Consider the following 25,415-nt stretch of genomic DNA (forward strand, 5'->3'; position numbering starts at 1 on the left):
TTGGGTCTGTCATCATAAGGTGTATGGTAAAGCGTGTCCGCTCAGACTACCTTTGGCGTTAGACGATAAAGGAGACGGCTCAATGTTAAACCAATTACGGTTAGATCATGCCAACATGGCCAGGATGCTGCACGTCCTGCAGCTCAAGCAAAAAGCCTTGGTTCAAGGCGAGCGTCCCAACTTCCAACTAATGCGCGAGGTGGTGGATTACATTTTGTCCTATATGGATAGCTTTGCCGGCCCGTTGGAACGGATCTGCGTTGAGCGACTGTGTCAGATTGCGCCTGAACATAAGGAGCTGACCGAAAAAATGGCCGCTGAGTATCTCCAACTGCGCCCTCGTTTGCAGCGGCTATCTGATGATATCGATACGATTTTGATGGATAACGTGTTGCCCATGGATAAGTTTGCCAGCGATTTAAAAGACTACCTGGAGGCACACCGTGCCTACCTTCGCCAAGAGCGAGAGACACTGTTCCCATTGATGGACAAGCACTTTAGCCAAGACGACATGGAGGCCCTGCGGCAGTCGCTACCGGTTGGCGCTGAGCAATCCCTTGAGCGACTGCAAACGTCCTACCCCGAGCTTTATGCTGAGCTACGTGGGGCTGACGTACCGCCTATTTAAGGTTAATTAATGGCTGGCCTGATGGCTTATCAGTTACCGTGCGCATGTTAAACTAGCCGCTTTAATGTAGCGGACAACGAGGCGATGGTGGCAAAACGCAACAGCGGTAGCGTAACAGGATGAGGCAAGGGCCCGTTTTGATATTTGATTCCGGCGTGGGAGGGCTGTCGGTGGCGTCAGCACTACGTCAGCACTATCCCCATGCCGGTTTTTGTTATGCCTGTGACAATGCCTGGCTGCCGTATGGCCTGCGCGATGACGCCACCCTGGCCGAGCGTATTGTGACCGTTTGCTTGGCCGCTGTGGCGGCCTGCCAGCCCTGTGTGCTGGTAGTGGCCTGTAATACCGCCAGCACCCTGGCGCTTGAAAAGCTGCGCTGGCATTTGACGATTCCCGTGGTGGGCACCGTGCCGGCCATTAAACCGGCGGCGGCGCTCAGTCAGACGCGTCACATCGGGCTGCTGGCAACTAAAGCCACCGTTGGCCGTCCCTATACCCAGGAACTGATCGCCAGTTTTGCCAGCGACTGTATGGTGACCAAGGTCGCGGCAGACGCCTTGGTGACCGAAGCTGAAGCATGGCTTGCGGGTCATGCACCTAGCTCGGCGCGTATCAATTCTGCGTTAGCTGGGCTCTGGCAAGCGTCGAAACCCGCTGGAAAGACGCCCGCGTTGGATACCGTTGTCTTGGGGTGTACCCATTTTCCTCTGTTAAAACCTTGGTTAGCCGAGCTTGCCCCCGAGCCGCTTCACTGGGTGGATTCCGGTGACGCCATCGCCCGACGCGTGGGCCAGGTGGCCGGGCCTCTGACGCCTAACGCACCTGACGGGCGCTGTTACACTACCGGCCCCGCCAATCACTTGACCGATGGCCTGGCACGCTACGGTTTTCAGCCAGCGCAGCGCTTATCCCTGGCGTGATAACCGTCTTTATCGATCGTCTACCGATTACCCACTTAAGATAGGAGCCGCTTTGGCTATCCCCGTTGTTGAACCCGAACGCTACGCTGAGCAACTAGCCGATAAGCGCGCCTATGTCGAACGCCTATTGGCCCCCTTTGAACCCCCGGCGCTGGAGGTGTTCGCCTCGCCGCCCAGTCATTACCGCCAGCGCTGTGAGTTCCGTATCTGGCATGAAGGCGATGACCTTTTTTACGCCATGTTTGAGGTGACGCCAGGTTCCCCTAAAACCAAGCGCGTTATTCGGCTTGACCAGTTTCCGGTGGCGAGCGAATCGATCAATCGCTTGATGCCGCGTTTGCGGGCGGCTTTTTTGGCCAGTGAAGAACTCCGCCACCGGCTGTTTCAGGTTGAATTTTTAACCACGCTGTCGGGAGAAGCATTGGTCACGCTGATCTATCATCGCCCGATAGGTGACGCCTGGGAAGCCGAGGCCCGCGCGCTTGAGGTTGAACTTGGCATTATGATTATTGGCCGCTCGCGCAAACAGCGTCTGGTGTTGACCCGCGACCACGTTTGGGAGCGTTTGCAGGTCGACGGCCGCACCCTGCACTACCAGCAGGTTGAAAATAGCTTTACCCAGCCTAACGCGCATATCTGTCAGGACATGCTGAGCTGGGCAAGCGATGTCACGGCGGGCCATCACCAAGACGATTTGGTTGAGCTCTACTGCGGCAATGGAAACTTCACCATCGCCTTGGCCAACAATTTCCGTCGCGTATTGGCTACGGAAATTTCGCGTACCTCGGTGGCCAGTGCCAACGTCAACCTGGCAGCGAACGGCGTGACCAACGCCCAGATAGCCAGAATGTCGGCAGAAGACTTCGCCCAGGCGCTGAAAGGCGAGAAAACCGGCCGCCGGGTGGCCGAGATGGCGCTTGAATCCTACGACTTCTCGACGGTATTGGTGGATCCCCCGCGGGCCGGGCTTGATGAACAAAGTTGCCGGCAGATCAGCGAATACGCTCAAATCGTCTATATTTCATGCAACCCCGTTACATTAATGGAGAACTTAACCCAACTGACGCGTAGCCATGAGATCGTCCGGTTTGCGCTGTTTGACCAGTTTCCGTTTACCCACCATTGTGAGTGCGGTGTTCTGCTTACGCGGCGCGACAAGCAGGGGTGATGCGCAAGTGGCATGTGCTATGAGTAAGAAGATAGATGGCTAGGGTCAGGCGTGCGGGTAGCGTAAGCTAACCGGTATATTGGCCTAAACGCCTATTGTCCTTCGTTTTTTGGCCAGGTAATGGCCCCGGCAGCTGAGGTGATGGATGCATTACGTTGCGATTGAAGAAAGTCGGCAAGATTTATTGAAGCAACTAAAAGAGCGATTGAACGATCGCTTGGAGCCGACCCGCGCTACGGCGATTGATGCCTTTGCGCGGCATTTCTATGCGACGGTGCCCGTGGAAGACTTAGTCGACCGCCGCCTGGATGATCTGTACGGGGCAACGCTATCGATTTGGCAGTTCTTACAGCACCACGATCCGCAATGCCCCAAAATCCGGGTGTTCAATCCCGACTTTGAGGAGCACGGCTGGCAGTCGACCCATACGTTTGTGGCGGTGCTGAACGAAGACATGCCGTTTTTGGTCGACTCGGTGCGCATTGAGTTGAATCGTCGCGGTCTGACCGTGCATGCGATTCAAAATGCGGTGTTGGCGGTGAGCCGAGATAACCAGCATCAACTGCAAACGTTAAGCTCACCGAGTGATGCAAAGGCGCCAGGGGATCGCGAATCGCTGATTGTGATTGAAGTCGACCGCCACACCGACCCCGAGCTGCTGGATAAAATCGAGCACAACCTGCACGACGTGCTGCGCGATGTGCGGACGGCTGTGGATGATTATGATGGGATGTGTCAGCAAATTCGTGGCTCTATTCAGGAGTTGGAGAGAAATTGCCCGCCGCAAATCGATCCTGACGACCACGAAGAGGCCATCGCTTTTTTAGAGTGGCTGCTTAAAGATAACTTTACCTTTCTGGGGTACGACGAGTACCTGCTTGAAGGCGGCCAGTTAACCCGTGACCCCAATAGCGTGCTGGGCGTATTCCGGTTGGATCAGCCGCGTTACTGCGAGCGAATTCGCACCGAAGAAGGCCTCGGCGAGCACAACGATTATGTGCTGGTGCCGCAGCTTTTATCGTTTGCCAAAAGTGCCCATCACTCTCGAGTGCATCGGCCCACCTATCCCGATTACATTACCGTTGATCGCTACGATGATCACGGCAACGTGATCGGTGAGCGGCGTTTCTTTGGGCTGTTTACGGCCACGGTGTACAACGAGTCGCCACGCAATATTCCGCTGCTGCGTCGTAAGCTAAAAGCGGTGATGGACATTGCCGGGTTCAACCCCCAGGGGCATAACGGCAAGCAACTGCTGCAAGTGCTCGAAGTCTATCCGCGCGACGACCTCTTTCAGATGAATACCGAGGCGCTGGCCAGCACGGCGCTGGGCATTCTCAATATTCGTGAACGCCGCCAAGTGCGGTTGTTCATACGCGCCGACGTCAGCGGCAAGTTTTATTCGTGCCTGGTTTTTGTACCGCGCGACGTATTTTCCACCGATTTGCGTCAGAGCATTCAGCACCTGCTTTGCGAAGAGCTTGATGCCCACTTTGGCGACTTCAATACTTACCTATCCGAGTCGGTGCTGGCACGTATTCAGTTGATCCTGCGCTTCAATGGCGATGCACCCAGCCAGTACGATCTTAAGCGGCTGGAAAGCAAGGTCGCCCGCTTGGCGCGCAGCTGGCGCGATGATTTACAGGCCGCGATGATTGAAGGGTTCGGCGAAGAGCGCGCTAATCACTTGATGGAGCAATTCCATGAGGCGTTTTCCGCGAGCTATCGCGAAGACTTTTCGGCGCGCACCGCGGTATTCGATATCCAGCACCTGCTGACGCTGGATAGCGGTGATGATCTATCGCTATCGCTCTATCGGCCGCTGGAAGAGCAGGGCGGTGGGGTTAATTTGAAGCTGTTCCACCGCGCGACGCAAATTCCGCTTTCCGACGTGCTGCCGATGATGGAAAATCTCGGCCTGCGGGTTATTGGCGAGCGTCCCTACGATATCAACGGCCCCCAGCAGCGCTATTGGATCCACGACTTTGAACTGGAGCACACGGGTGCCGAGGTGAGCCTGTCGGATATGCGCGAAACGTTCAGCGAAGCGTTTAAGCGCATTTGGGCCGGCGAAGCCGATAACGATGCCTTTAATCGCCTGATCATTGGCGCGGGCCTGGATTGGCGGGAAGTGGCCATGCTGCGGGGCTATGCCCGCTACCTGAAGCAAATTCGCTTTGGCATGTCCCAGGATTATATTGCCTCGACCCTGGCTAGCTACCCGGCCATTACTCAGGTGTTGGTGGAGCTGTTCCAACAGCGGTTTGACCCCAGTTTAGAGGGTCATGATACCAGCGACTGCGTAGCGCGCATTAACGAACACCTGGAAGCCGTTGCCAGCCTTAACGATGACCAGCTGTTGCGCCGCTTTATGGAACTGATCTTGGCGACGCTGCGCACCAACTATTTCCAGCAAGCCGATAACGGTCGCGCTAAAGACTATATCGCCTTCAAGCTTGAACCCTCCAAAGTGACCGGCATGCCCAAGCCACGCCCGGCGTTTGAGATTTTTGTTTGCTCGCCGCGAGTGGAAGGGGTTCACCTGCGTGGTGGGAAGGTCGCCCGTGGCGGCTTGCGTTGGTCCGACCGCCATGAGGATTTCCGCACGGAAGTGCTTGGCCTGGTAAAAGCCCAGCAGGTTAAAAACGCCGTGATTGTGCCGGTGGGGGCAAAAGGCGGGTTTGTCTGTAAGCGCATGCCGGAAAACGCCGACCGTGAAACCCAGCAAAAAGAGGGGATCGCCTGCTATCAGCTGTTTATCCGTGCGCTGTTGGATGTGACCGACAACCTCGTCGGCGGCGATGTGGTGCCGCCGCAAAGCGTGGTGCGTCACGACCCAGACGATGCCTATTTAGTGGTTGCTGCGGATAAGGGCACCGCTACCTTCTCTGATATCGCCAATGAGATTTCGTTGGAGTACGGCCATTGGTTAGGCGATGCCTTCGCGTCCGGTGGCGAGAACGGTTACGACCACAAGAAGATGGGTATTACCGCGCGCGGGGCGTGGGAATCGGTTAAACGCCACTTTAAAAATCTGGATCTCGACACCCAGCGCGATGAGTTTAGTGTGATTGGCATCGGCGATATGGCGGGCGACGTGTTCGGTAACGGGATGCTGTTATCGGATAAGATCCTACTGAAGGGCGCGTTCAACCACCTGCATATTTTCGTCGACCCAACGCCCGATGCCGAATCGACGTTTGCTGAACGTCAGCGCTTGTTCGGTCTGCCGCGTTCGAGCTGGGAAGATTACGATCAAACGCTGATCTCCCAGGGCGGCGGCATCTTTAGCCGCAGTGCTAAATCAATTCCCATTACGCCAGAAATGCAAACGGCCTTTGGTATTAAAGAGACGCGCCTGTCGCCGAACGAGTTGATTCGCGCCACGCTGGTCTCGAAGGTTGATTTGATCTGGAATGGCGGCATCGGCACTTACGTGAAAGGTTCAGAAGAAACCGATGCGGACGTGGGCGATAAAGCCAACGATGCGTTGCGTATTAACGGTAACGACCTGAACTGCCGTGTGGTTGGCGAGGGCGGTAATCTGGGCCTGACCCAGCGCGGCCGGATGGAAGCCGCCGCCAAGGGGGTAAGGGTTTACACCGACTTTATCGACAACGCCGGTGGGGTTAACTGCTCCGACCACGAGGTCAATATCAAGATTTTGATCGATGAAGTGGTCAAGCGCGGTGACATGACCGACAAGCAGCGTAACCAGCTGCTGGCCGAGATGACTGAAGAGGTCGCTGATCTGGTGATTCTGGATAACTATCGCCAAACCCAAGCGTTGGATCTCTCGGCCATTCTCTCCGAGCAGGGCATGGGGCCCTATCGTCGCTTTATCAGCGAGTTGGAATCGGCGGGCCAAATTGACCGTGAGCTCGAATTCCTGCCTACCGACGATGTGTTAAAAGAGCGTGTAAGTCATCAGCAGGGTATGCGTCTGCCGGAGCTTTCGGTGTTGATTTCTTACGCCAAGAGTACCTTGAAGGGCGATCTGATAACGTCCGAGGTGCCCGACGACCCGTATATTCATCGCCACCTTGAGCGCCTCTTCCCGGCGGTTTTAACCGAACGCTACCAGCAGGAAATGTACGATCACCGCTTGAAGCGTGAAATCGTCGCGACTCAGGTCGCCAACGATCTGGTCGACCACATGGGCATTGTGTTCGTGCGGCGGCTCATGGATTCCACGGGCGCTGGTCGGGCAGATATTGCTCGGGCTTACGTCGTCGCCCGGGACAGCTTTAATCTGCAGGCCCTTTGGGCCCAGCTTGAATCGCTGGATAATCAAGTGCCCAACCATGTGCAGTACGCGATGATGCTCGATGTGATGCGCATGATCCGCCGGTCGACGCGGTGGTTCCTGCGTCAACACATGGGACTGTCTACCCAGGATACCATTGAGTACTTCCGCCCCCGTTTGGCGCAGCTACAGGAAGGCATTGGTGAGCTGCTGAGCGGCGAGGAACTGGCCGCATGGCGTCAACGCTATGATGAACTGCAAGAGGCGGGCGTCCCCGAGGCCCTGGCCTCGACGGTCGCGGCGGCGCCGAGCTTGTATGCTGGCCTGGGTATTATCCAGGCAGCGCGAGCCACCAATGAGAAGCCCCAGCGTGTCGCCGAGGTGTTCTATGAAATTGGCAGCCGCTTGGAGCTACCGTGGATGATCCAGCGGGTCACCCAGCTTGAGGTGCGCGACGCTTGGCAGGCCCAGGCGCGGGAAACCTTCCGCGATGACATCGACCGCCAGCAGCTGGCGCTGACCACCAGCGTACTCAAGCTGGAAGCGGGTAGCCGCGACACCCAAGAGCGGGTTGCTCAATGGTTAGAGCTGCATGCCGATCTGCATCGCCGCTGGTGCCGCTTGATCGACGAGGTGCGCGGCGGCAGCGACGGCGGCTTTGCGCTATTCGCCGTGGCCATCCGTGAGCTGGTTGACCTGGCGGAAAGCGATAGCGAGGGCTAACCCCACGCGTAACCGCTGCCCCTAAGCACGTCCTGGATCCACCAGGGCGTGCTTTTTTACGTTATACTTGCGCTCGTTTTAGCCGCCTGTTTTAAGAGACCCGCCATGTACGCCTTTGCCCGCTCGCTTTTATTTCGCCTCGACCCTGAAACCGCCCACGGTATCGCGCTGGGTGCTTTGGACTCGTTGCACCGAGTGAAGAGCGTTAAGCGTTTGGTGGGCAAGCCGGTCGACGATCCAGTTGAGTTGATGGGATTGCGCTTTGCCAATCGCGTGGGCTTAGCGGCGGGGCTGGATAAAAACGCTGACCACCTGGACGCACTGGGCGAGCTTGGCTTTGGGTTTATTGAAGTTGGTACGGTGACCCCCAAGGCTCAGCCGGGTAACTCCAAGCCCCGAATGTTTCGACTGGCGGCGCACTCGGCCATCATTAACCGGTTTGGGTTTAACAATCGCGGCGTTGAGCACTTGGTGGCGCAGGTTAAACAGCGTCAGTATGGGGGGGTGGTGGGCATTAATATTGGCAAAAACCTGACCACCTCGGTAGACAACGCGCTGGATGATTACTTGGCCTGTTTGGAGGCCGTCCATGGGGTGGCCGATTACGTGACGGTCAATATTTCCTCGCCCAACACCCCAGGGCTGCGCACGCTGCAGTTCGGTGACCAATTGGATGCCTTATTAGGCCCCATTCGCACGCGTAGCCAGATGTTGGACGAACAAGCGGGGCGCAGTGTGCCACTATTGGTGAAAATTGCCCCGGATATGACGGATGAAGAAGTAGCGCTAGTGGCGGGCAGCATCGAGCGCAATGGGTTTGACGGCGTGATTGCCACCAATACCACGGTCGCTCGAGAGGGCGTGCAGGGTGACCCACAAGCGGAAGAAGCGGGTGGGCTTTCGGGTAAGCCGGTGTTCGAAGCGTCGAACCGGGTGATCCGGCTACTGCGCGAACACTTGCCGCATTTGCCGATCATCGGTGTTGGGGGTATCGACAGCGGCGACGCTGCCAAAGCAAAGCTCGCCGCCGGCGCGGATTTAGTGCAGCTTTACTCGGGGCTAATTTATCGTGGGCCGACGCTCGTCCGCGAGTGTGCTGATGCCTTGAAATCGGGGTAACCAGTGTTGGCTAAAGCGGTTTACGCGCAATAAAAAGCCCGCTCAATTCAGCGGGCTCACTGCAAACATCATGTAAAGGTAAAGGGTTAGGTCATGACCACAGGGTTTTTGTGAATGCCGGAGACGCCGGTCATTCCATCCCACTGGTCGCCGCGACCTTCACGCCAACCGCTCATCCAGTATTCGCGTAAATTAACCTCGTGACTGGGACAATCATCTCGGGAGCGACCCGAAACACCCGCTTTGTAGCCGTGTACATAAGCACGCTGGAAGCGATCACGTTTTTGTCGTTTCATTGGCTAACCTCTTTTATGAAAGCCTTTGAGATGAAATAAACAGAGGCGCGAAACAGGGCGCGTTGCCCAGGAGTCTCGCCGCCGCTATTTCAAGCGCTGTTTGAGAGTTAACTCAAGGAGTTAGTTTCCGTCCCAGCGTAGCGGTCTAGCACTCACGTGCTGAACCTGCTGAACGGCTCTCTGGTATACGCCATGGTCGCTTGGACCCTGACAGGTAACGCATGCGTTTTCAGTAGCTACTATCTTATTGTTAGACCATGATGGGGTCACTTGTCGACCATCAAATTGTCATAAGACGTAAACTCATTTGCAATATATAGGAATTTCGCGCGGTTACGCGCAGCCATTATGATGACCGAGTCGAGCCAAACCGCCCCCCTCAACCTGCTGGCGACCTGCCCTAAGGGCATCGAAAGCCTGCTTGCCGACGAACTCGCAGCGCTGGGTGCCACCCCGGGCAAAACGACCGTGGCAGGTGTGTATTTTACCGCTGATCAAACCACTGCCTACCGTGTCTGCCTTTGGTCGCGGCTTGCCAACCGCGTCATTTTGATCGTGACACGCGAGCCCATGATCGAGACCGCCGAGCAGCTGCACAATATTGTCGCGCGGCTGGATTGGACTCGACATTTAGCGCCAGGTCGAACCATGGCGGTGGATTTTCATGGCCGCAGTGAGCATATCCGACATACGCGCTTTGGCGCGCAAACGGTCAAGGACGGCGTAGTCGATGCGCTGCAGTTAGCCGGGCAGGCACGCCCCACGATCGATACCAAAACACCGCACCTGCGCTTGTATGCCCACTTACACAGGGCGAATGCGACCATTGGCATCGACCTTTCGGGGGAAAGCCTGCACCGCCGTGGCTACCGCCGCGATGTGGGTCACGCGCCGCTGAAAGAAAACCTGGCCGCTGCGTTATTGGTTCGGGCCGGCTGGCCTGAGCGAGCGAAGGCCGGCGAACCGCTTATTGACCCGCTATGTGGCGCGGGAACGCTGCTGATTGAAGCTGCCTTGATGGCGGCTGACCAAGCACCTAATTTACACCGCGAACGCTTTGGTTTTCACGGTTGGGCAGGCCACGATGAGGCGCTGTGGCATGAGCTTAAACGCGAGGCGGACGCTCGCGCATCGATTGGCCGAAAGCGCTGCAAAACGCAGCTGGTAGGCTTTGATGAAAGCCCGGCAGCGCTGTCCGCCGCCAAGGCGAATGCGATGCGTGCCGGTATTCCTGCGTTGCTGAATCTGCACGGCCAAAGCCTCGCTCAACTGACGCGGCCAGACGAGTTAACCGCTGAGCAGGGCTTGTTGATCACCAACCCGCCCTACGGCGAGCGGTTAGGCGAGTTGCCTGAGTTGGTGCAGCTTTACGCCCAGCTTGGCGATAAAGCTAAAGCGCTGTTTCCCGGTTGGACGCTGGCCGTGTTTACCGGCAACCCTGACCTTGGTCACCGCCTTGGCTTACGGGCGCATAAGCAGTACGCGCTGAAAAACGGCGCCTTGGACGCCAAGCTGCTGCTGATGGACATTGACCGCGCGACTGGCGGTGATGTGGCAGACAGGTCTGAGGCTGAAGGGCTTGTGGGTAACGGCCAAAAGGGCGACGAGCCCACGACCACTGTGAACGTGCCGCCTAAGGTGGCTGAGAACGCGCAGATGTTTGCCAACCGGCTAGCCAAAAATCAAAAACGCCTGAAAAAATGGCTGAAGCAAAGCGGTGAAACCTGTTACCGGCTTTACGATGCCGATATGCCCGAATACGCCCTGGCGGTCGATTGTTACGGCGACCGGGTGCACGTGCAGGAATACGCAGCGCCGCGCTCGGTGGATCCCACTCATGCGCAGAAGCGCTTGTTCGATGCGCTAGAGGTGATGCCCGGCGTACTCAATGTTCACCCCAGTAAAATTCACGTTAAACGCCGCGAGCGGCAAACCGGTAGTGCGCAGTACCAAAAGCGCGAGGCTAGCGGCGAGCGCTTTGAAGTGCGCGAAGGTAGTGCCAGGCTATGGGTGAATCTGCGCGACTACTTGGACACCGGGTTGTTTCTTGACCATCGCCCCGTGCGTCGCATGCTGGGTGAGATGGCCAGCGGCAAGCGCTTTTTGAACCTATTTTGCTATACCGCAACGGCCACCGTGCAGGCGGCGTTGGGCGGCGCTAGCGATAGCGTTAGCGTGGATATGTCCAATACCTACCTGGAGTGGGCACGGGATAATTTCACTCTCAACAAGTTGGATCCGCGGCTGCATCGAGTGGTGCGCGACGACTGCTTTCGCTGGTTGGAAACCGCCAACGCCGAGTTCGACCTGATCTTTATGGATCCGCCGACGTTTTCCAACTCCAAGAAGATGCGCGATACGCTGGATGTGCAGCGCGATCACGCGCGTTTAGTGGCGTTGGCCATGGCCCGATTGGCCCCTGGCGGCACTTTGGTCTTCTCCAACAATCAGCGCCGTTTCAAGCTGGATGAATCGCTTAGCGAGCAATTTGTTGTCGAGGACATTACCTCGCGCAGCTTTGACCCGGACTTTCAACGTCGCAGCAACGCGCACCATGTGTACTTGCTACGCCACCGCGAATAAAGTGAAGTACCAGGGGCCGGTGAGATGATTTGGTTAACGATTTACACCACCCAGGGCTGCCACCTTTGCGACGAGCTTGAGGCGCGGGTGGCCGCGTTAACCCACCCAGTCATTGAGTGGCAGCGCGTTGAGGTGAGCGACGACGAGGCGCTGATGGCGCGCTACGGCGAACGCATCCCCGTGTTAGCGGACGACAAGGGCCAAGAGCTGGATCGGGGCAATGAGCTTGAACGCTTAACTACCTGGCTGCGGCAACGGGGTTGGCTTGATGAAGCAGCGTTGAGCGCTCTCAGCGCGCCGGTGGAAACCTCGGCGCGGGGTGGCGCGCATCAGCGTAACGGGCGGCGTTTTCTGGGTTGAAGAGTGCTAGAGTGCGTCGAGCAGTGACAGCTGGCGCATGGCTTCTTGGCCTTCCGGGGTGTGATCGGCGACGTCTAAGACTTTACGAAACCCTCGTGATGTTTGGATGGTGGCCTCATCTTCCAGCCACATATGGGCTTGGGCCAAGGTGTCGGCCAACTGGTGCTTCAGACCGCCATACTGGGTGCCGATTTGCCCCCAGGCGCGGCTAAAAATCCAATCACCCAGCATATCCTGGTGAATATGGATCAGCACGTAGTCATGGTCGGTTTCCCAGCGTACGATCAATTTAGTCTCCTTAAATGCCGCTAAAATACGCCTGCACCCCAAGCGATTGCGGGCGTATTGTAAAGCTCGGATAAGCAAACGCCTATGAAACTTGTTATCGATGCGAATATTCCTGCCGCCGACGCTTGCTTTGCGCCTTTTGGCACACCTATCCGCGTGCCCGGGCGCGAGATTAGCGCAGCCGAGGTGGCGGATGCCGATGCGTTGATTGTGCGCTCGGTAACCCAGGTTAACGAGGCACTCCTCGCCGATAGCCGCGTGGGGTTTGTGGGCACCTGTACGATCGGCACCGACCACGTGGATCAGGCCTTTCTGGAAGAGCGTGGTATCGGCTTTGCCAGTGCACCGGGCTGTAACGCTGAAGCGGTGGTGGATTATGTGTTAAGTAGCCTGCTGACGCTTGCTGAGCGGAAGGGCTGGTCACTCGGTGAGCGCAGCGTGGGCATCGTGGGGGTGGGCAACGTGGGTAACCGGCTGCTGGCGCGGTTAACGGCGCTGGGCGTGCCGACGCTTGTCTGCGACCCGCCGCGGGCTGAGCGCGAAGGCACGCAGGGGTTTGCCGAACTCGATGAACTCATCGACCGTTGCGATGTGCTGTGCCTGCATACGCCGCTGGTGGCGTCAGGCCCTTACGCCACCCACCATTTGCTCGATGCACAGCGCATCAACGAATTGGCGCCGGGGAGTATATTGCTGAACGCAGGGCGCGGCGACTGTGTGGATAGCCTGGCGCTGCGCAGCCGCTTGGCGGGTAAAGGGGATATAACCGCGGTGCTGGATGTGTGGGAGCAGGAGCCGGCCATTGACCCCAGCTTGCGCGATTTAGCGGCGCTGGCGACGCCGCACATTGCCGGCTATAGCCTGGACGGTAAACTGCGCGGCAGTTGGATGATTCACCAGGCGCTGGCTCGCCATCTAGGCCAGCCGAGTCGCCTCACGTTTAGCGAGCTTTGTCCGCCGCCTGCGCTGGCCAGCTTGACGCTTGAACAAGCGTTGCCGGTGGATGATGCGCTTAGGCTATGTACACGGGCGGTTTACGATGTACGCCGTGACCACGATATGCTTCAGCGCCAGGTGCTTGGTTTAGGCATGACGAAGGGCTTTGACCGCTGCCGTGCCGATTACCCATTGCGCCGTGAATTCGCCACGCTCAACGTGCAGCTTTCAGAGGAAGCAGTAGCGCTAGAGGGTATGCTGCGTGGGGCAGGGTTTGGTGTGAGTAGTAATTAAATGGCGATTGGTGCGAGTGTTTGTAGTGCCATAACGTATTTTTTCAAGAAGTAAAAGGACTGCTAGGTGTTTGCAACCAGCAGTGTGTATTTATGTGTAGGAATAAACTGTTGCTATAGCAGCTTTGACGCTTTGATGTTCTGACGCTATAGTGCTAAGACGTCACGAAATTTGGAAAACATCATGAGTAAGACATCGAAGCGTTCTACGGTTTATTTTGATTCTGAGTTACATGCTGCGTTGCGGTTGAAGGCCGCGCATACGCATCGTTCGTTATCAGATATCGTCAACGATGCTGTTCGTGAGGCACTAGCTGAGGATCAAGAAGATTTGGCGGCATTCGATGAACGAGTTTCCGAACCAACAATGAGCTATGAGGCGTTGCTGGACGATTTGAAGGCCCATGGCAAATTATAAGCTTGTCTTCAGGAAATCTGTCTCCAAAGATTTTCGGCCAATTCCAAACAAAGACGTTACCCGCATTCTTAAGCGCATAGAGGAGCTGCAAGAAGAACCCCGTCCTATCGGTAGTGAAAAGCTTTCAGGACAAGAGCGCTACCGTATTCGGCAGGGTGTTTATAGAATTATATATGAAGTGGCAGATGAGCTTCTTGTCGTGACTGTCGTTAAGGTTGGGCACCGAAAGCATGTCTATAAGCGTAGCTAATGCTTCTGATGTCAAACCCAATACAGAATAAGGCCCGCAGATGCGGGCCTTAAACTTATGGAGCTGCTGAAAAACTTACTGCCGATAAGCGGCTTCTTTTAGCGCGCGAATGCGGTCATCCAGCGGCGGGTGGCTGGCAAACAGTTGCTCTATCAGCGAGCGTGTCTGGCCTTTGGTGATTGCCATGGCGCGCAGGGTATCGGGCATTTGGTCGGGCAGTTCGGTTTCGCTTTTTAGCCGAGCCAGGGCGTTGACCATAGCCCCGGTGCCGGCTAAGCGCGCGCCGGCCTCGTCGGCGCGGTATTCGCGAAAGCGCGAGAACCACGCCACGATGGCCGAGGCCAGGATGCCAAAGACAATCTCGGCGACGATCACGACGGCGAAGTAGCCAATAAAGCCCAGCCCGCCTTCGCCACCGCTGCGGCTCTTCAAGAAGCTATCGACCAAGTGGGCGACGACGCGGGCAAAGAACATCACGAAGGTGTTAACCACCCCTTGAATCAAGGCAAGGGTGACCATGTCACCGTTAGCTACGTGACCGATCTCGTGGGCCAGTACGGCGCGCACTTCCTCGGGGCGCATGCGGTTTAAAAGACCCGCGGACACCGCGACCAGGGCATCATCTTTGTTCCACCCGGTGGCGAACGCATTAGACTGCTGGGCGGGGAAAATGCCCACCTCCGGCGTCTTGATGCCCGCTTCATGGGCAAGCTCGGCGACGGTGTCGAGTAACCACTTTTCGGTTGAGTTCGACGGGGTTTCAATGATCACGGTGCCGGTGCTGCGCTTGGCCATCCACTTTGAAATGAACAGCGATATCATTGACCCGGCCATACCGAAGATAAAGCAGAAAATCAGTAAGCCGGTGAAGTTGATGCCTTGGGCATTGAGGTAGCTTTCAACCCCAAGCAGTCGTAGCGTCAGGCTGGCGACCAACAACACCGCAATGTTGGTGCCTAAGAACAGCAAAATGCGCATCATGTGGCGGATTCTCCCTTGGGTGTAACCGTCTTAAGTGTGACTGCGTTGAGTAGTACAGTAGCCATCGGGCCGTACTGGTTTGATTAGATACGTGCGCTACGCTTGGGTTTCAAGTACTAACGGCCATTCTGTTGATTTATTGCGGTTATTATTGCCGATAGCGCGCCAGAAAGTTAGCAAAACGATCCAGTGCGTCGCCCAACTGGTCAGCCCAGGGCAGGGTGACAATGCGCACGTGGTCAGGCTCCGGCCAGTTAAACGCAGTGCCTTGAACCAGTAGGATTTTTTCTTGCAGCAGCAGATCAAGCACCAGCTGCTGGTCGTCCTTGATGTTAAACACCTTGGGGTCGAGGCGTGGGAAGGCATACAGCGCCCCTTTGGGAGTCACGCAGGAAACCCCGGGGATGGCATTGAGCTTTTCCACGGTGATATCGCGCTGGGCCAGCAAACGCCCGCCGGGCAGGATCAGATCGTTGATCGACTGATAGCCGCCCAGTGCTGTCTGAATGGCATGCTGGGCGGGTACGTTGGCACACAGGCGCATCGAGGCCAGCATGGTCAGCCCCTGGATATAGTCGCTGGCATGGAGTTTGGCGAGGGAGCCTGAAATGGTCATCCAGCCAGAACGAAACCCGGCGCAGCGGTAGCTTTTCGATAGACCGTTCATGGTGATTACCAACTGGTCGTCGTCCGCCAGCGCGCCGGTGGCGGTATGTTCCACGCCGTCGTAGAGAATCTTGTCGTAGATTTCATCGGAGAACACCACCAGGTTGTGCTGCTTGGCAATGTCCAACACCTCGCGCACCACTGCGGGTGGGTAAACCGCACCGGTAGGATTGTTGGGGTTGATCAACACGATGGCGCGGGTGTGGTGGGTGATTTTAGCGCGAATATCGGCCATGTCCGGTGCCCAGTCGGCCTGCTCATCGCACAAATAATGCACCCCGTGGCCACCGGACAGGTGGGCGGCGGCTGTCCATAGTGGATAATCGGGCGCGGGGATCAGCACTTCGTCACCGTCGTTGAGCAGCGCCTGCATGGCCATCACGATCAGCTCTGAAACGCCGTTGCCGATATAAATATCTTCGATGCCAACCCCGGGAATCTCTTTGCGTTGGCACTCCTGCATAATCGCCTTGCGCGCCGAATAAAGCCCTTTGGAATCACAGTAGCCTTGGGCAGTGGGCAGGTTGCGCATCACGTCCTGAAGAATTTCTTCTGGTGCCTCAAAGCCAAACGGCGCGGGGTTGCCGATATTGAGCTTGAGAATCCGCTGGCCTTCTTCTTCCAGGCGCTTGGCGTGGTCAAGCACCGGGCCGCGAATGTCGTAGCAGACGTTGCTCAGCTTGTGCGATTTTTTAAGCGTGGGCGATTCTAGAGGTTGGGGGGTGTCCATGAGCGGTTATTTCCAAAAAGTGTCCAGTGGCCGCGCGGCATTGCCGGTCGATGCGCCATTATGCGTCGGAATGCGAGGCGCTGTCTTCGTCGTCGTGTGCGGGCGGCGGCGGAATATCGTCGGGGGTTTCCAGCGTCAGCCTGCCTAGCTTGCCGTCGCGCAACTCGTGCAGCAAGACCTCGGCACCGCGGTGCAGGTCGACTTCACCGCCGGGACGCAGGCCACCGCGCTTGCCGGCGATTTCCTTGAGGATCGCGTGGCCGTCAAAGCCAGCAAGTGCCAGGAAATCAGGCTTTTGCGGGCCGTCGGCATCGACCTCATCGGCGCTGGGCGGCGCATACGCGGGCAGCGCCTTGAGCTTGTAGCGGGCGGTCAGCGCATCCGGGTAGCGCTTGGCCAACTCGGCGCTGGTGACGATGGCCACGTCGATGTACTCGATGGCGGTATCACGAATCGCCCCGCTGGCGGCGAGCCGGTAGGCGCTGGCCTGGTCTTCAATTTTGGGCCATAGCACCCCTGGGGTGTCGACCAGCGCCACGCGCCCGTCGATGCGAACTTTTTGCTGGCGCTTGGTAACGGCTGGCTCGTTGCCGGTTTTGGCGATTTTGCGCTTCGCCAGGCCGTTAATCAGCGTCGACTTGCCCACGTTGGGGATGCCCATGACCATCACGCGAACATCCCGGTCGGCACGCACCGCACCGGCTAATGCGTGGCACAGCTTGGGGATTTGTTTAAGTTCGCGGGTGTTGGTGGTGGTTACCGCCAGCGCGCGCATATCGTCCTGGGCGTCGAAAAACGCCACCCACTCGGCGGTGCGTTCCGGGTCGGCGAGATCCGCACGGGAGAGAAGCTTGAGCACCGGCTTATGGCGGGTCAGCTCGGCCAGCATAGGATTGGCGCTCGAATAGGGCAGACGCGCATCGAGCACCTCGATGACCACGTCAATTTCCGGCAGCGCCTCCTGAATCTGGCGGCGGGCCTTGTTCATGTGTCCGGGGAACCAGCCGAGCATGGGTTTCTCCTGCAGATAACAAATGCGCTGCATCTTAACAGAAGGTGGTCAATAAACGGTTGTTGACGCGAGATCTCGCTCGTATATTCATTTGTGGTATAAAGTTATAATTTAATACGCGTGGCGTCGCCGCGAAGCAATCGTACAAGCAATCGAAATCGAGGAGGGCAGCATGGAACTGGCATCGAGCCTGCAGGGGCTTGCGGGCGGTATCTTGATCGGTATCTCGGCGGTCTGGCTGATGGCAAGCCTGGGACGAATTGCCGGTATTAGCGGTATTGTCGGCACCTTGATAACCCAGCGCCCCCAAGGCGATAGCGCCTGGCGGCTGGCTTTTTTAGCCGGACTGGTTAGCGGTCCGTTGGTATTGATGCTTTTTGGTGGCGGGCTAGGCAACGTCGTCAATAGCCCCGGCGAGGTGATCGGGGAGCCGCTCGGCGGCGTGTCGTTGATGTTAGTGGCCGGTTTACTGGTGGGGCTGGGTACCGGGTTAGGCAGTGGCTGCACCAGTGGCCATGGGGTGTGCGGGCTGGCCCGTCTCTCGCCGAGGTCTTTGGCAGCTACAGTAACCTTTTTGCTCGCCGCGCTGGTCACGGTGTATGTCCAGCGCCACGTCTTGGGAGCTTGAGCATGAAAAAACAATACCTGACTTTGGCAGCCAGCTATTTGGCCGGGTTGCTGTTTAGTCTAGGACTGGCCGTATCGGGCATGACCGACCCGGCAAGGGTCGTTGGATTCTTGGATATTGCCGGCAACTGGGATCCAACGCTAATGTTTGTGTTGGGCGGCGCGGTTATCACCACTTTTATTGGTTACCGGTGGGTGTTTAAGCAACCTACCCCCTGGTTGGCTGGGCGCTTTGCGTTGCCCACCAAAAGAGACTTAGACGCTAAATTGCTGGGCGGCGCGGCGCTGTTCGGCGTGGGCTGGGGGCTGTCGGGCTATTGCCCAGGGCCTGCGATTGCATCCCTGGGCGGGGTTTCGTTACCGCTGGTGGCGATGTTGGCAACCATGGTGCTGGGCTGGTGGATCGCCAAGCGCATCGCCTAAGGTAGGCATTGCAGGCCTTGCGACGACTAAAAGACGTCGTGATTATGGCGGTGCCGGGCCGCCCATCATTTCCTCTAAGCGCTCCTCGCTGGGCATACCTTCGACGCGATCCAGTCGAGTGACACCCTCGTCGGTCTGTCGCTTGAAGGCGCTGGTCGGCGTGGCATAGAGCCCCAGTCCTTCGAAAAGCTGGTTGTTGGCATATACTTGTTCTTCGATATCACGGGGCTGCGCACTGGCACTAATCGTTTGCCCTTGCTTGTGTTCAGCAAGCGCCTCGGCGGGGTCATCCGCACCTAGCAATGCTGCGGCCTTGCCGGGGCTGTCGGCGGCCAGAATGCCGACCATGATATGGCGCAGCTGTACGTCACCCGCCTCGACCCAAGGCCGCGCTGCTTCCCAAAAGGCCTGGCAGTAGGGGCAGTTAGGATCGGTAAAGGTGTAAATGACGCGGGGTGCGTCGCGCTCGCCGTCTTGAATCCAGTGGCTGTCTTTAAGCAGTTGCCAGGTTTGCGCTTCAAGCGGTGCGCGGACGTGCTCATCCAGGGCGGCTTCTTCGAATTGATTGCCGCCGTCTGGGCCGGTGAGCGTTCCGGTAATGGCGTGTTCGCCGTCGGGGGTTAAGTAAATCGCTAACTCGCGGCCTTGGCGACTGGCACCGAAACCGCGCATGCCCCCGGGCGCATCAAACTCGCCGTGAATCTCTAGCCCTTGATCTGCTAAGGCCTGTATAGGGGCAGGGAGTGAGTCTGCCAGGGCAACCGGCATTAAGGTAATACTGACCACTAGAGGCCAGCAGCGTGAAATCGAACCGGGTAAAGAAAACCAGCCGCGCATAGCGTTCCTCATCGTTTACTGAAGCCAGGCGCTAGCCTACCGCGCATGAGGCGGATCGGCATCTTTTTCTCGTCAAAAAGTTCTATTCTTATAATGCTAAGGACTATTAACCAGCCAGCGCACGGCGTAGGGCGGTAACGGGTCAGTGGGGCCCCAGCCAGCATTATCATTTAGGCAGTGCCAGTTAACCGAGGTGATCGCCTCTTGAACCTCCTCGCCAAGCTGCTCGAAGGGCAGCGGTGTTTCCGTGACGTTGTACAGCGCGAGCAAGCGGCGGCCATCGGCCAGTGGGCCACGCTCGATGGCCAGTAGCGAAGCGGGAGAGGGCACGACACGCTGTGCCGCGTTAGGGTGGAAGCACGGCTCTTGGCGACGGCGCTCGAGAAAACGACAGAGTGCTTTGAACACGTCGTGGGTCGGGGTGGAAGTGCTGTCGAGCAGTAAGTCAAGCTCTTGACGCTGCCAGCGACGGCGGTTGATCGAGCGTAGGTGACCGCTGCGCTCAACGCCTTCGACATCGTTAAGCGAGCCGGTAAGGGTGTGAATATACAGCGCGGGAATGCCCTGTAGGCTGAGCATGATCGCCTGGCTGCATAAAAACCGTGCTATTTGCCAAGGGTCGGGGCCTCTACGGGTGCCCTGCATGGCTTCAAACCAGGTAATGTTGATTTCGTAAGGTGTATCGCTGCCGTCGGGATTGCTGCGCATACTGACGAAGCCACCAAAGCGGTGCATTAGCTCGAGTAGGGCATCGCGCTCGTGATCGGGTAGCAAACCTTCCAGCGGGCGCACGCCGATACCGTCGTGGCTGGCCGTAAAGTTGAGGTAGGTGCAGTGGTCAGGTAGCCCGGGCAGGCTTTCCAGCCAGGCTTGTAGGGTGCTGGTTTCGCCCCGGGTGAGGGTGTGCAGCAATAGCGGCGGTAGGGCGAATTGATAAATCATGTGCGCTTCGTCGGGCGGGCCGTCAGCCAATCGGTCGAGCCCGAAGTAGCTGATGTTTTCGTGGTGCGGTACGTTGGTTTCGGTGACTAGCAGAGTGCTAGGGGCGACGTGGTCGACAATGGCGCGCAGTAGGCGTACCACGGTGTGCGTTTCGGGCAGGTGAATACAGGCGGTGCCGAGACGTTTCCATAAGAAGGCCACGGCGTCCAACCGCACGATGCGGGTGCCTTGTTCCAGATAAAACAGTAGGATGCCGACAAATTCCAGCAGCACATCGGGGTTTTCGAAGTTGAGGTCGAGCTGGTTCTCGGAAAACGTTGCCCATAGATGGCGGGTTCCCCGGCGGGTGGAGATAGGCACTAACAGTGGGTTGCTGCGGGGGCGCACGACCGCCGAGACATCGGTGTCCGGGTCGACTTCGATAAAATAATCGCGCCCTGGCAAGCTGCCGCTCAAATAATCCACAAACCATAATGATTCCCGAGAAACATGGTTGAGCACCAAGTCGGCCATTAAATCGTAATGATGGGCAAGCGTTTGGATATGCGTCCAATCGCCTAGGTCGGGGTTTACTTCGCGGTAATGAATTACCGAAAAACCGTCATCGCTGCTCCAGGGGAAAAACGGCAGCACGTGAACACCACTGATACGCTCGCCAAGCCGGGTTTGTAAAAAATCATTGAGAACCGCCAACGGTGGCGTTGGGTCGTCGATAATCGAGTCACTATAGCTGATCAACCATTGGTCTTTTTCGCTCCACGATGGTGCAGGCGTCGCTGTTGGGGTGTCTTCGTTCGACGGATGGTGGACCGTGCCAAAATGCGCAAGGCGTTGATTGAGCCGGCGCTGAACCTCATCGGCGCGGGGGCCGTAGAGGTGTTCCAAGTAGGCATGCACGGTATCGTCGAAGGCAGTCATGAAGGTTCCCCATAAACAATCGTTCCTAAACGCTGCAGCTTGTGTGCCAAAACGTTACAATGAACGGTTAATAACGCATTAACTGGTTACATTATGCTTTCTCGTGCAGCGTTGCGGCACGGGTAGACAACAGGTTGAACGCCATGCATTGCCCTTTTTGTGGTGCAAACGATACTCGAGTGACCGACTCCCGGCTGGTGGCCGACGGTGACCAAGTGCGCCGTCGTCGTCAATGCGCAAGCTGCCAGGAGCGTTTTACCACTTATGAAACCGCCGAGTTGGTGATGCCCCGCGTGGTCAAGTCAGATGGTTCTCGAGAGAGCTTCAACGAAGCCAAGTTACGCGCGGGTATGCTACGGGCACTGGAAAAGCGACCGGTCAGCTCGGAAGCCATTGAGGCTGCCGTCGAGCGGATACGCCAGACGCTGCGCGCACGGGGCGACCGGGAAATCAACGCGCGTGATATCGGCGAGTCGGTCATGCAGGCGTTGAATAACCTTGATCAAGTAGCCTACATTCGCTTTGCTTCGGTGTATCGCAAATTTCAGGATTTGGACGAATTCCGGGCAGAGATTGATCGCCTTTCCCAAGCGCCTTCGGATACTGGGCCCACCTCGTGAATATGGCTTCTTTTAGCGCTGACGACCATCGTTTCATGAGCCGCGCGTTGGCGCTGGCGGCGCGTGGCTTGTATACCACCGATCCTAACCCCCGGGTGGGCTGCGTGATCGTGCGAAATGGCGAGGTGGTAGGTGAGGGCTTTCACCGCCGCGCGGGTGAGCCCCACGCTGAGATCAATGCGTTAATCGCCGCCGGTGACTGCGCCCACGGCGCGACTGCCTACGTAACCCTAGAGCCCTGCTCGCACACCGGGCGTACCGGCCCCTGTGCGGTTGCCCTTGAGGCTGCCCAGGTGGCGCGGGTGGTGATCGCGATGGAAGACCCTAATCCCCAGGTCAGTGGCAGGGGGATACGCCTGTTAGAAGCGGCGGGCATTGCGGTGGACGTAGGATTGTTAGCCGATGACGCCCAGGCGCTCAACCCAGGCTTTATTGCTCGGATGCAGTCCCAGCGTCCCTTTGTGCGCATGAAAATGGCGATGAGCCTTGATGGCCGTACCGCCATGGGCTCGGGTGAATCCCAATGGATTACCGGCCCTGAGGCACGCTGTCAGGTTCAGCGGTTGCGCGCCCGCTCCAGTGCCATTTTGAGCGGCGTCGAGTCCGTGATTATGGATGACTCGCGGCTCACTATCCGCGCGGAGCAGCTTGCCCTAGACAATGGCGATGACGTGGCTAGTCGTCAGCCGCTGAGGGTGATTGTCGATAGTCACCTGCGGTTACCGCTGGCAGCGGCCTGCTTGCGTGAGCCTGGGCGTACCCTGGTTGTTACAACGCCTTCCCACGATGCTGACAAGCGCGAGCAACTGATTGACGCGGGGGCCGAGGTTCAGGTGTTGACCGCCGATCATCAAGGGCGCGTTGAGCTTTCGGCATTGCTGAACTGGCTAGCGACCAATGAGCAGGTCAATGAGCTGCTGGTCGAGACCGGCGCCACGCTGGCCGGGGCCATGATCAGCGCCGGACTGATCGATGAAATGCAGCTGTTTGTCGCACCCACTTTGTTAGGTGGCGACGCTCGGCCGCTTTTCGCGCTGCCGGGGCTGGCCCTTATGGCCGACCAGCAGCGTCTTAATATTCACGACATTCGCGCGGTGGGCCAGGATTGGCGGATTACTGCTTCGCCGTTAGCGACTGGCGCCAGTGGCGATACCAAGGTACCCTGACGCGCGAAATCGCACCCATTGCGACAACCTTTTTTGGAGATTCCATGGCGCACGCTTCCTCTGGGGGATTAGCCCCCATTGCCGAACTGGTCGACGATATTCGCCAGGGCAAAATGGTGATTCTCATGGACGATGAGGATCGCGAAAATGAAGGCGATATCATCATGGCCGCTGAAAAAGTCCAGGCGGAACATATCAACTTCATGGCGCGTTTTGCTCGTGGCCTGATCTGTTTGCCGATGACGCGTGCTCGCTGCGAGCAGCTTAATTTACCGCTAATGGTACGCGACAATGGTTCGGGGTTTGGGACCAAGTTCACCCTATCCATTGAAGCGACCGAAGGGGTGACCACGGGGATTTCCGCGGCTGACCGGGCCCGCACCGTCCAGGCGGCGGTAGCGCCTCACGCCAAACCGACGGATATTGTCCAGCCAGGGCATATTTTTCCATTAATGGCCGAACCCGGTGGCGTACTTCGTCGCGCCGGTCACACCGAGGCCGCCTGCGACTTGTCGGCCTTGGCCGGTTGTGACCCGAGCGGCGTGATCTGTGAAGTAATGAACGACGATGGCAGCATGGCACGTCGCCCTGAACTTGAAGCCTTTGCGCAGACCCATGACATCAAGATGGGAACCATTGCCGATTTGATTCATTACCGGATCGTCAATGAACAGACCGTGGATCATCTGGAAACCTCGCCAATAATGACCGCCCAGGGCGAGTTGGCGTTGCATGTGTTCCGCGACCGTATTCAGGGCGCGCATCACCTGGCATTGGTCAAAGGCCAGCCCACGCCGGCGCAACCCACCACGGTAAGGGTTCATCTGGCTGACACGTTGCGCGATGTGTTGGGGCTTACGAAAGGTGATCAATGCCGTTGGGATGCTCAGCGAGCACTGGCCGAGATAGCGGCCGCCCCAGCGGGGGTATTGGTGCTGATCGACGATGGTCGCCCGCATCAGGATCTTAAGGATCAGTTGGATATTTTCCTAGAGCGGGTTCGCCAACCGCGTACCAGTGATTCAGATGGTGCGGGCAATTACTTAACCATTGGCACCGGCTCGCAGATTCTGCGCCATCTTGGCGTGGGTAAAATGCGCTTATTAAGCTCACCGTGGAAGTTCTCGGCGCTCTCAGGCTTTGATCTTGAGGTCGTGGAGCGATTAGGGCCGAACGATACTTCCGATGAGCCAACTTCTTAGTAGGTATAAATTGATGCAATCCCTTTCTCAAGTTGAAGGTACCTTTGTCGACGTTGATGGCCGTTACGTCATCGTGGTCGGACGTTTTAACCACCACGTCGTGGATAGTTTGGTGGAAGGTGCCGTGGATAGTTTGGTGCGTCACGGCGTTGATATGGAGCACATCGACATCGTCCACGTGCCCGGCGCCTGGGAACTTCCGCTGGCCGTCAAGCGTGTGCTTACAGTGGTCAAACCCGAGGCGGTGATTGCCCTGGGAGCCGTGATTAGAGGCGGCACGCCGCATTTTGAATATGTGGCAGGGGGCTGTAATACCGCCCTCAACCAGCTGCAGTTGCAATTCGACACCCCCATTGCCAACGGCGTATTGACCGTCGAGTCGATCGAGCAAGCCATTGAGCGGGCCGGAACTAAAGCCGGTAATAAGGGCACAGAAGCGGCCATGGCAGCAATGGAAATGGTCTCGCTGCTGCGCGCCATCACGCCAGGAGATGATACACATGAGTGAGCGTCGTGAGCGTAAGCCGTCGGCGGCCCAACAGGGCCGACAAGCGGCGCGCGAACTGGCGGTGCAGGGGCTCTATCAATGGCACATGACCGGCAAGTCGATCAGCGCCATTGAAGCGGAATTTCGCAGCCAGTTGCCCGATGACGACATGGAAGACTTCGAGAACTGGGCCAAGGTAATGGAAATCGCCGACAAGGCGCTGTTTCATGAGCTGCTGCTCAACACGGCCCGCTTCCGTGCCGAGCTGGATCGTGAAATAGCGCCGCTGCTCGACCGCCGTCTGGAAGACCTGGATGCCGTCGAGCTGGCGATTCTTCGCCTGGGCGCTTACGAGCTTTCCCGGCGGATGGAGGTGCCTTACCGTGTCGTTATTAACGAAGGTGTTGAGTTGGCCAAGTCATTTGGTGCCACCGACGGCCATAAATACGTAAACGGTATTCTCGACAAGCTGGCTATTCGCTTGCGGAGTGCCGAGGTCACCGCGCGTCGTCGCTAACTGGCCGTCTAAGCCGGGTGATTTCGCGCGCGTACTGACGCTGCGTTTAAGGGGCCTTT

At 57.6% G+C, this 25,415-nt stretch carries 24 protein-coding genes; 17 read left to right on the forward strand and 7 right to left on the reverse strand.

Translation table 11 applies throughout. The annotated features are described in order from the left end of the window. Nucleotides 1–82 precede the first annotated feature (82 nt). From BLR97_RS08860 to BLR97_RS08880, 5 genes are all read left to right on the forward strand, one after another. Entirely contained in the window at nucleotides 83–628 is a 546-nt protein-coding gene (locus BLR97_RS08860) for a hemerythrin domain-containing protein (protein WP_089705125.1), read from the forward strand. 119 nt (nucleotides 629–747) lie between these two features. After that, entirely contained in the window at nucleotides 748–1,548 is an 801-nt protein-coding gene (gene murI / locus BLR97_RS08865) for a glutamate racemase (RefSeq protein WP_089705127.1), read from the forward strand. A gap of 52 nt (nucleotides 1,549–1,600) precedes the next feature. Then, nucleotides 1,601–2,716 (forward strand): tRNA (uridine(54)-C5)-methyltransferase TrmA, encoded by a 1,116-nt coding sequence (trmA, locus tag BLR97_RS08870; RefSeq protein WP_089705130.1) that lies wholly within the window; start codon nucleotides 1,601–1,603, stop codon nucleotides 2,714–2,716. 145 nt (nucleotides 2,717–2,861) lie between these two features. Then, on the forward strand, nucleotides 2,862–7,685 hold the full coding sequence (locus BLR97_RS08875) for an NAD-glutamate dehydrogenase (protein ID WP_089705132.1): 4,824 nt from the start codon (nucleotides 2,862–2,864) through the stop codon (nucleotides 7,683–7,685). 105 nt (nucleotides 7,686–7,790) lie between these two features. Then, entirely contained in the window at nucleotides 7,791–8,804 is a 1,014-nt protein-coding gene (locus BLR97_RS08880) for a quinone-dependent dihydroorotate dehydrogenase (RefSeq protein WP_089705135.1), read from the forward strand. 86 nt (nucleotides 8,805–8,890) lie between these two features. Here BLR97_RS08880 and rmf read toward each other — a convergent pair whose 3' ends face one another. After that, nucleotides 8,891–9,100: a ribosome modulation factor gene (gene rmf / locus BLR97_RS08885; RefSeq protein ID WP_089705138.1), complete on the reverse strand. Its 210-nt coding sequence runs from the start codon at nucleotides 9,098–9,100 to the stop codon at nucleotides 8,891–8,893. 351 nt (nucleotides 9,101–9,451) lie between these two features. Here rmf and rlmKL point away from each other — a divergent pair, with 351 nt between their 5' ends. Together rlmKL and BLR97_RS08895 are read left to right on the forward strand one after the other, a co-directional pair. After that, on the forward strand, nucleotides 9,452–11,683 hold the full coding sequence (gene rlmKL / locus BLR97_RS08890; RefSeq protein ID WP_089705440.1) for a bifunctional 23S rRNA (guanine(2069)-N(7))-methyltransferase RlmK/23S rRNA (guanine(2445)-N(2))-methyltransferase RlmL: 2,232 nt from the start codon (nucleotides 9,452–9,454) through the stop codon (nucleotides 11,681–11,683). Nucleotides 11,684–11,707: 24 nt separating this feature from the next. Beyond that, entirely contained in the window at nucleotides 11,708–12,043 is a 336-nt protein-coding gene (locus BLR97_RS08895) for a glutaredoxin family protein (protein WP_089705141.1), read from the forward strand. 6 nt (nucleotides 12,044–12,049) lie between these two features. On the opposite strand, the gene BLR97_RS08900 is transcribed toward BLR97_RS08895, so the two are convergent. Then, nucleotides 12,050–12,331: a hypothetical protein gene (locus BLR97_RS08900; protein ID WP_089705144.1), complete on the reverse strand. Its 282-nt coding sequence runs from the start codon at nucleotides 12,329–12,331 to the stop codon at nucleotides 12,050–12,052. A gap of 84 nt (nucleotides 12,332–12,415) precedes the next feature. Between BLR97_RS08900 and pdxB the strand changes: the two genes are divergently transcribed. The 3 genes from pdxB to BLR97_RS20165 all read left to right on the forward strand — a co-directional run bounded on the left by pdxB (nucleotide 12,416) and on the right by BLR97_RS20165 (nucleotide 14,228). Continuing rightward, the gene (gene pdxB, locus BLR97_RS08905) at nucleotides 12,416–13,561 is read left to right on the forward strand and encodes a 4-phosphoerythronate dehydrogenase PdxB (protein WP_089705147.1); all 1,146 of its coding nucleotides are present in this window, start codon (nucleotides 12,416–12,418) and stop codon (nucleotides 13,559–13,561) included. Between the two features lie 183 nt (nucleotides 13,562–13,744). Further along, nucleotides 13,745–13,978 (forward strand): CopG family transcriptional regulator, encoded by a 234-nt coding sequence (locus BLR97_RS08910; RefSeq protein ID WP_089705150.1) that lies wholly within the window; start codon nucleotides 13,745–13,747, stop codon nucleotides 13,976–13,978. Continuing rightward, nucleotides 13,965–14,228, forward strand: coding sequence for a type II toxin-antitoxin system RelE family toxin (locus BLR97_RS20165; RefSeq protein WP_089705154.1), 264 nt, complete (start codon nucleotides 13,965–13,967; stop codon nucleotides 14,226–14,228). The genes BLR97_RS08910 and BLR97_RS20165 overlap by 14 nt, the downstream gene beginning before the upstream one ends. Before the next feature lie 75 nt (nucleotides 14,229–14,303). Here the strand turns inward: BLR97_RS20165 and htpX are convergent, their stop codons facing one another. The 3 genes from htpX to ylqF all read right to left on the reverse strand — a co-directional run bounded on the left by htpX (nucleotide 14,304) and on the right by ylqF (nucleotide 17,617). Further along, nucleotides 14,304–15,209, reverse strand: a complete 906-nt coding sequence (htpX, locus tag BLR97_RS08920) for a protease HtpX (protein ID WP_089705157.1) — start codon at nucleotides 15,207–15,209, stop codon at nucleotides 14,304–14,306. Between the two features lie 148 nt (nucleotides 15,210–15,357). Further along, nucleotides 15,358–16,605: a pyridoxal phosphate-dependent aminotransferase gene (locus BLR97_RS08925; RefSeq protein ID WP_089705160.1), complete on the reverse strand. Its 1,248-nt coding sequence runs from the start codon at nucleotides 16,603–16,605 to the stop codon at nucleotides 15,358–15,360. 58 nt (nucleotides 16,606–16,663) lie between these two features. Next, nucleotides 16,664–17,617, reverse strand: a complete 954-nt coding sequence (ylqF, locus tag BLR97_RS08930; protein ID WP_089705163.1) for a ribosome biogenesis GTPase YlqF — start codon at nucleotides 17,615–17,617, stop codon at nucleotides 16,664–16,666. Between the two features lie 172 nt (nucleotides 17,618–17,789). Here ylqF and BLR97_RS08935 point away from each other — a divergent pair, with 172 nt between their 5' ends. Further along, on the forward strand, nucleotides 17,790–18,245 hold the full coding sequence (locus tag BLR97_RS08935) for a YeeE/YedE family protein (protein ID WP_089705166.1): 456 nt from the start codon (nucleotides 17,790–17,792) through the stop codon (nucleotides 18,243–18,245). Nucleotides 18,246–18,247: 2 nt separating this feature from the next. Further along, nucleotides 18,248–18,667: a DUF6691 family protein gene (locus BLR97_RS08940; protein ID WP_089705169.1), complete on the forward strand. Its 420-nt coding sequence runs from the start codon at nucleotides 18,248–18,250 to the stop codon at nucleotides 18,665–18,667. Nucleotides 18,668–18,709: 42 nt separating this feature from the next. On the opposite strand, the gene dsbG is transcribed toward BLR97_RS08940, so the two are convergent. Together dsbG and BLR97_RS08950 are read right to left on the reverse strand one after the other, a co-directional pair. Then, entirely contained in the window at nucleotides 18,710–19,504 is a 795-nt protein-coding gene (gene dsbG / locus BLR97_RS08945) for a thiol:disulfide interchange protein DsbG (RefSeq protein ID WP_170833005.1), read from the reverse strand. A gap of 96 nt (nucleotides 19,505–19,600) precedes the next feature. Further along, nucleotides 19,601–21,364 carry a sugar phosphorylase gene (locus BLR97_RS08950; protein ID WP_089705172.1) on the reverse strand — a complete coding sequence of 588 codons (1,764 nt, stop codon included), beginning with the start codon at nucleotides 21,362–21,364 and terminating at the stop codon, nucleotides 19,601–19,603. A gap of 143 nt (nucleotides 21,365–21,507) precedes the next feature. On the opposite strand from BLR97_RS08950, the gene nrdR reads away from it, so the two are divergent. The 5 genes from nrdR to nusB are packed head-to-tail and all read left to right on the forward strand — an operon-like array spanning nucleotide 21,508 to nucleotide 25,356. Then, the gene (nrdR, locus tag BLR97_RS08955) at nucleotides 21,508–21,984 is read left to right on the forward strand and encodes a transcriptional regulator NrdR (protein ID WP_089705175.1); all 477 of its coding nucleotides are present in this window, start codon (nucleotides 21,508–21,510) and stop codon (nucleotides 21,982–21,984) included. A gap of 2 nt (nucleotides 21,985–21,986) precedes the next feature. Beyond that, entirely contained in the window at nucleotides 21,987–23,150 is a 1,164-nt protein-coding gene (gene ribD, locus BLR97_RS08960; RefSeq protein ID WP_089705179.1) for a bifunctional diaminohydroxyphosphoribosylaminopyrimidine deaminase/5-amino-6-(5-phosphoribosylamino)uracil reductase RibD, read from the forward strand. A 44-nt stretch (nucleotides 23,151–23,194) separates the two neighbouring features. Then, nucleotides 23,195–24,352 carry a bifunctional 3,4-dihydroxy-2-butanone-4-phosphate synthase/GTP cyclohydrolase II gene (gene ribBA / locus BLR97_RS08965; protein ID WP_089705182.1) on the forward strand — a complete coding sequence of 386 codons (1,158 nt, stop codon included), beginning with the start codon at nucleotides 23,195–23,197 and terminating at the stop codon, nucleotides 24,350–24,352. A 13-nt stretch (nucleotides 24,353–24,365) separates the two neighbouring features. Further along, the gene (gene ribH / locus BLR97_RS08970) at nucleotides 24,366–24,860 is read left to right on the forward strand and encodes a 6,7-dimethyl-8-ribityllumazine synthase (RefSeq protein WP_089705184.1); all 495 of its coding nucleotides are present in this window, start codon (nucleotides 24,366–24,368) and stop codon (nucleotides 24,858–24,860) included. Beyond that, complete coding sequence (gene nusB / locus BLR97_RS08975; RefSeq protein WP_089705187.1) at nucleotides 24,853–25,356, forward strand: transcription antitermination factor NusB; 504 nt, start codon at nucleotides 24,853–24,855, stop codon at nucleotides 25,354–25,356. The genes ribH and nusB overlap by 8 nt, the downstream gene beginning before the upstream one ends. Nucleotides 25,357–25,415: the final 59 nt, after the last annotated feature.

This window comes from Vreelandella arcis, from assembly GCF_900103865.1.
Classification (GTDB): domain Bacteria; phylum Pseudomonadota; class Gammaproteobacteria; order Pseudomonadales; family Halomonadaceae; genus Vreelandella; species Vreelandella arcis.

What these genes read in the sequence shown, in the direction of transcription:
- ribH (WP_089705184.1), top strand. Translation starts at nt 24,366, where the DNA reads ATGCAATCCCTTTCTCAAGTTGAAGGTACCTTTGTCGACGTTGATGGC.
- rmf (WP_089705138.1), bottom strand. Translation starts at nt 9,100, where the DNA reads ATGAAACGACAAAAACGTGATCGCTTCCAGCGTGCTTATGTACACGGC.
- BLR97_RS08935 (WP_089705166.1), top strand. Translation starts at nt 17,790, where the DNA reads ATGGAACTGGCATCGAGCCTGCAGGGGCTTGCGGGCGGTATCTTGATC.
- htpX (WP_089705157.1), bottom strand. Translation starts at nt 15,209, where the DNA reads ATGATGCGCATTTTGCTGTTCTTAGGCACCAACATTGCGGTGTTGTTG.
- BLR97_RS08895 (WP_089705141.1), top strand. Translation starts at nt 11,708, where the DNA reads ATGATTTGGTTAACGATTTACACCACCCAGGGCTGCCACCTTTGCGAC.
- pdxB (WP_089705147.1), top strand. Translation starts at nt 12,416, where the DNA reads ATGAAACTTGTTATCGATGCGAATATTCCTGCCGCCGACGCTTGCTTT.
- BLR97_RS08925 (WP_089705160.1), bottom strand. Translation starts at nt 16,605, where the DNA reads ATGGACACCCCCCAACCTCTAGAATCGCCCACGCTTAAAAAATCGCAC.
- ylqF (WP_089705163.1), bottom strand. Translation starts at nt 17,617, where the DNA reads ATGCTCGGCTGGTTCCCCGGACACATGAACAAGGCCCGCCGCCAGATT.
- dsbG (WP_170833005.1), bottom strand. Translation starts at nt 19,504, where the DNA reads ATGCGCGGCTGGTTTTCTTTACCCGGTTCGATTTCACGCTGCTGGCCT.
- BLR97_RS08910 (WP_089705150.1), top strand. Translation starts at nt 13,745, where the DNA reads ATGAGTAAGACATCGAAGCGTTCTACGGTTTATTTTGATTCTGAGTTA.
- BLR97_RS08950 (WP_089705172.1), bottom strand. Translation starts at nt 21,364, where the DNA reads ATGACTGCCTTCGACGATACCGTGCATGCCTACTTGGAACACCTCTAC.
- ribBA (WP_089705182.1), top strand. Translation starts at nt 23,195, where the DNA reads ATGGCGCACGCTTCCTCTGGGGGATTAGCCCCCATTGCCGAACTGGTC.
- BLR97_RS08880 (WP_089705135.1), top strand. Translation starts at nt 7,791, where the DNA reads ATGTACGCCTTTGCCCGCTCGCTTTTATTTCGCCTCGACCCTGAAACC.
- nusB (WP_089705187.1), top strand. Translation starts at nt 24,853, where the DNA reads ATGAGTGAGCGTCGTGAGCGTAAGCCGTCGGCGGCCCAACAGGGCCGA.
- BLR97_RS08940 (WP_089705169.1), top strand. Translation starts at nt 18,248, where the DNA reads ATGAAAAAACAATACCTGACTTTGGCAGCCAGCTATTTGGCCGGGTTG.
- BLR97_RS08875 (WP_089705132.1), top strand. Translation starts at nt 2,862, where the DNA reads ATGCATTACGTTGCGATTGAAGAAAGTCGGCAAGATTTATTGAAGCAA.
- ribD (WP_089705179.1), top strand. Translation starts at nt 21,987, where the DNA reads ATGGCTTCTTTTAGCGCTGACGACCATCGTTTCATGAGCCGCGCGTTG.
- murI (WP_089705127.1), top strand. Translation starts at nt 748, where the DNA reads ATGAGGCAAGGGCCCGTTTTGATATTTGATTCCGGCGTGGGAGGGCTG.
- nrdR (WP_089705175.1), top strand. Translation starts at nt 21,508, where the DNA reads ATGCATTGCCCTTTTTGTGGTGCAAACGATACTCGAGTGACCGACTCC.
- rlmKL (WP_089705440.1), top strand. Translation starts at nt 9,452, where the DNA reads ATGACCGAGTCGAGCCAAACCGCCCCCCTCAACCTGCTGGCGACCTGC.
- BLR97_RS20165 (WP_089705154.1), top strand. Translation starts at nt 13,965, where the DNA reads ATGGCAAATTATAAGCTTGTCTTCAGGAAATCTGTCTCCAAAGATTTT.
- BLR97_RS08860 (WP_089705125.1), top strand. Translation starts at nt 83, where the DNA reads ATGTTAAACCAATTACGGTTAGATCATGCCAACATGGCCAGGATGCTG.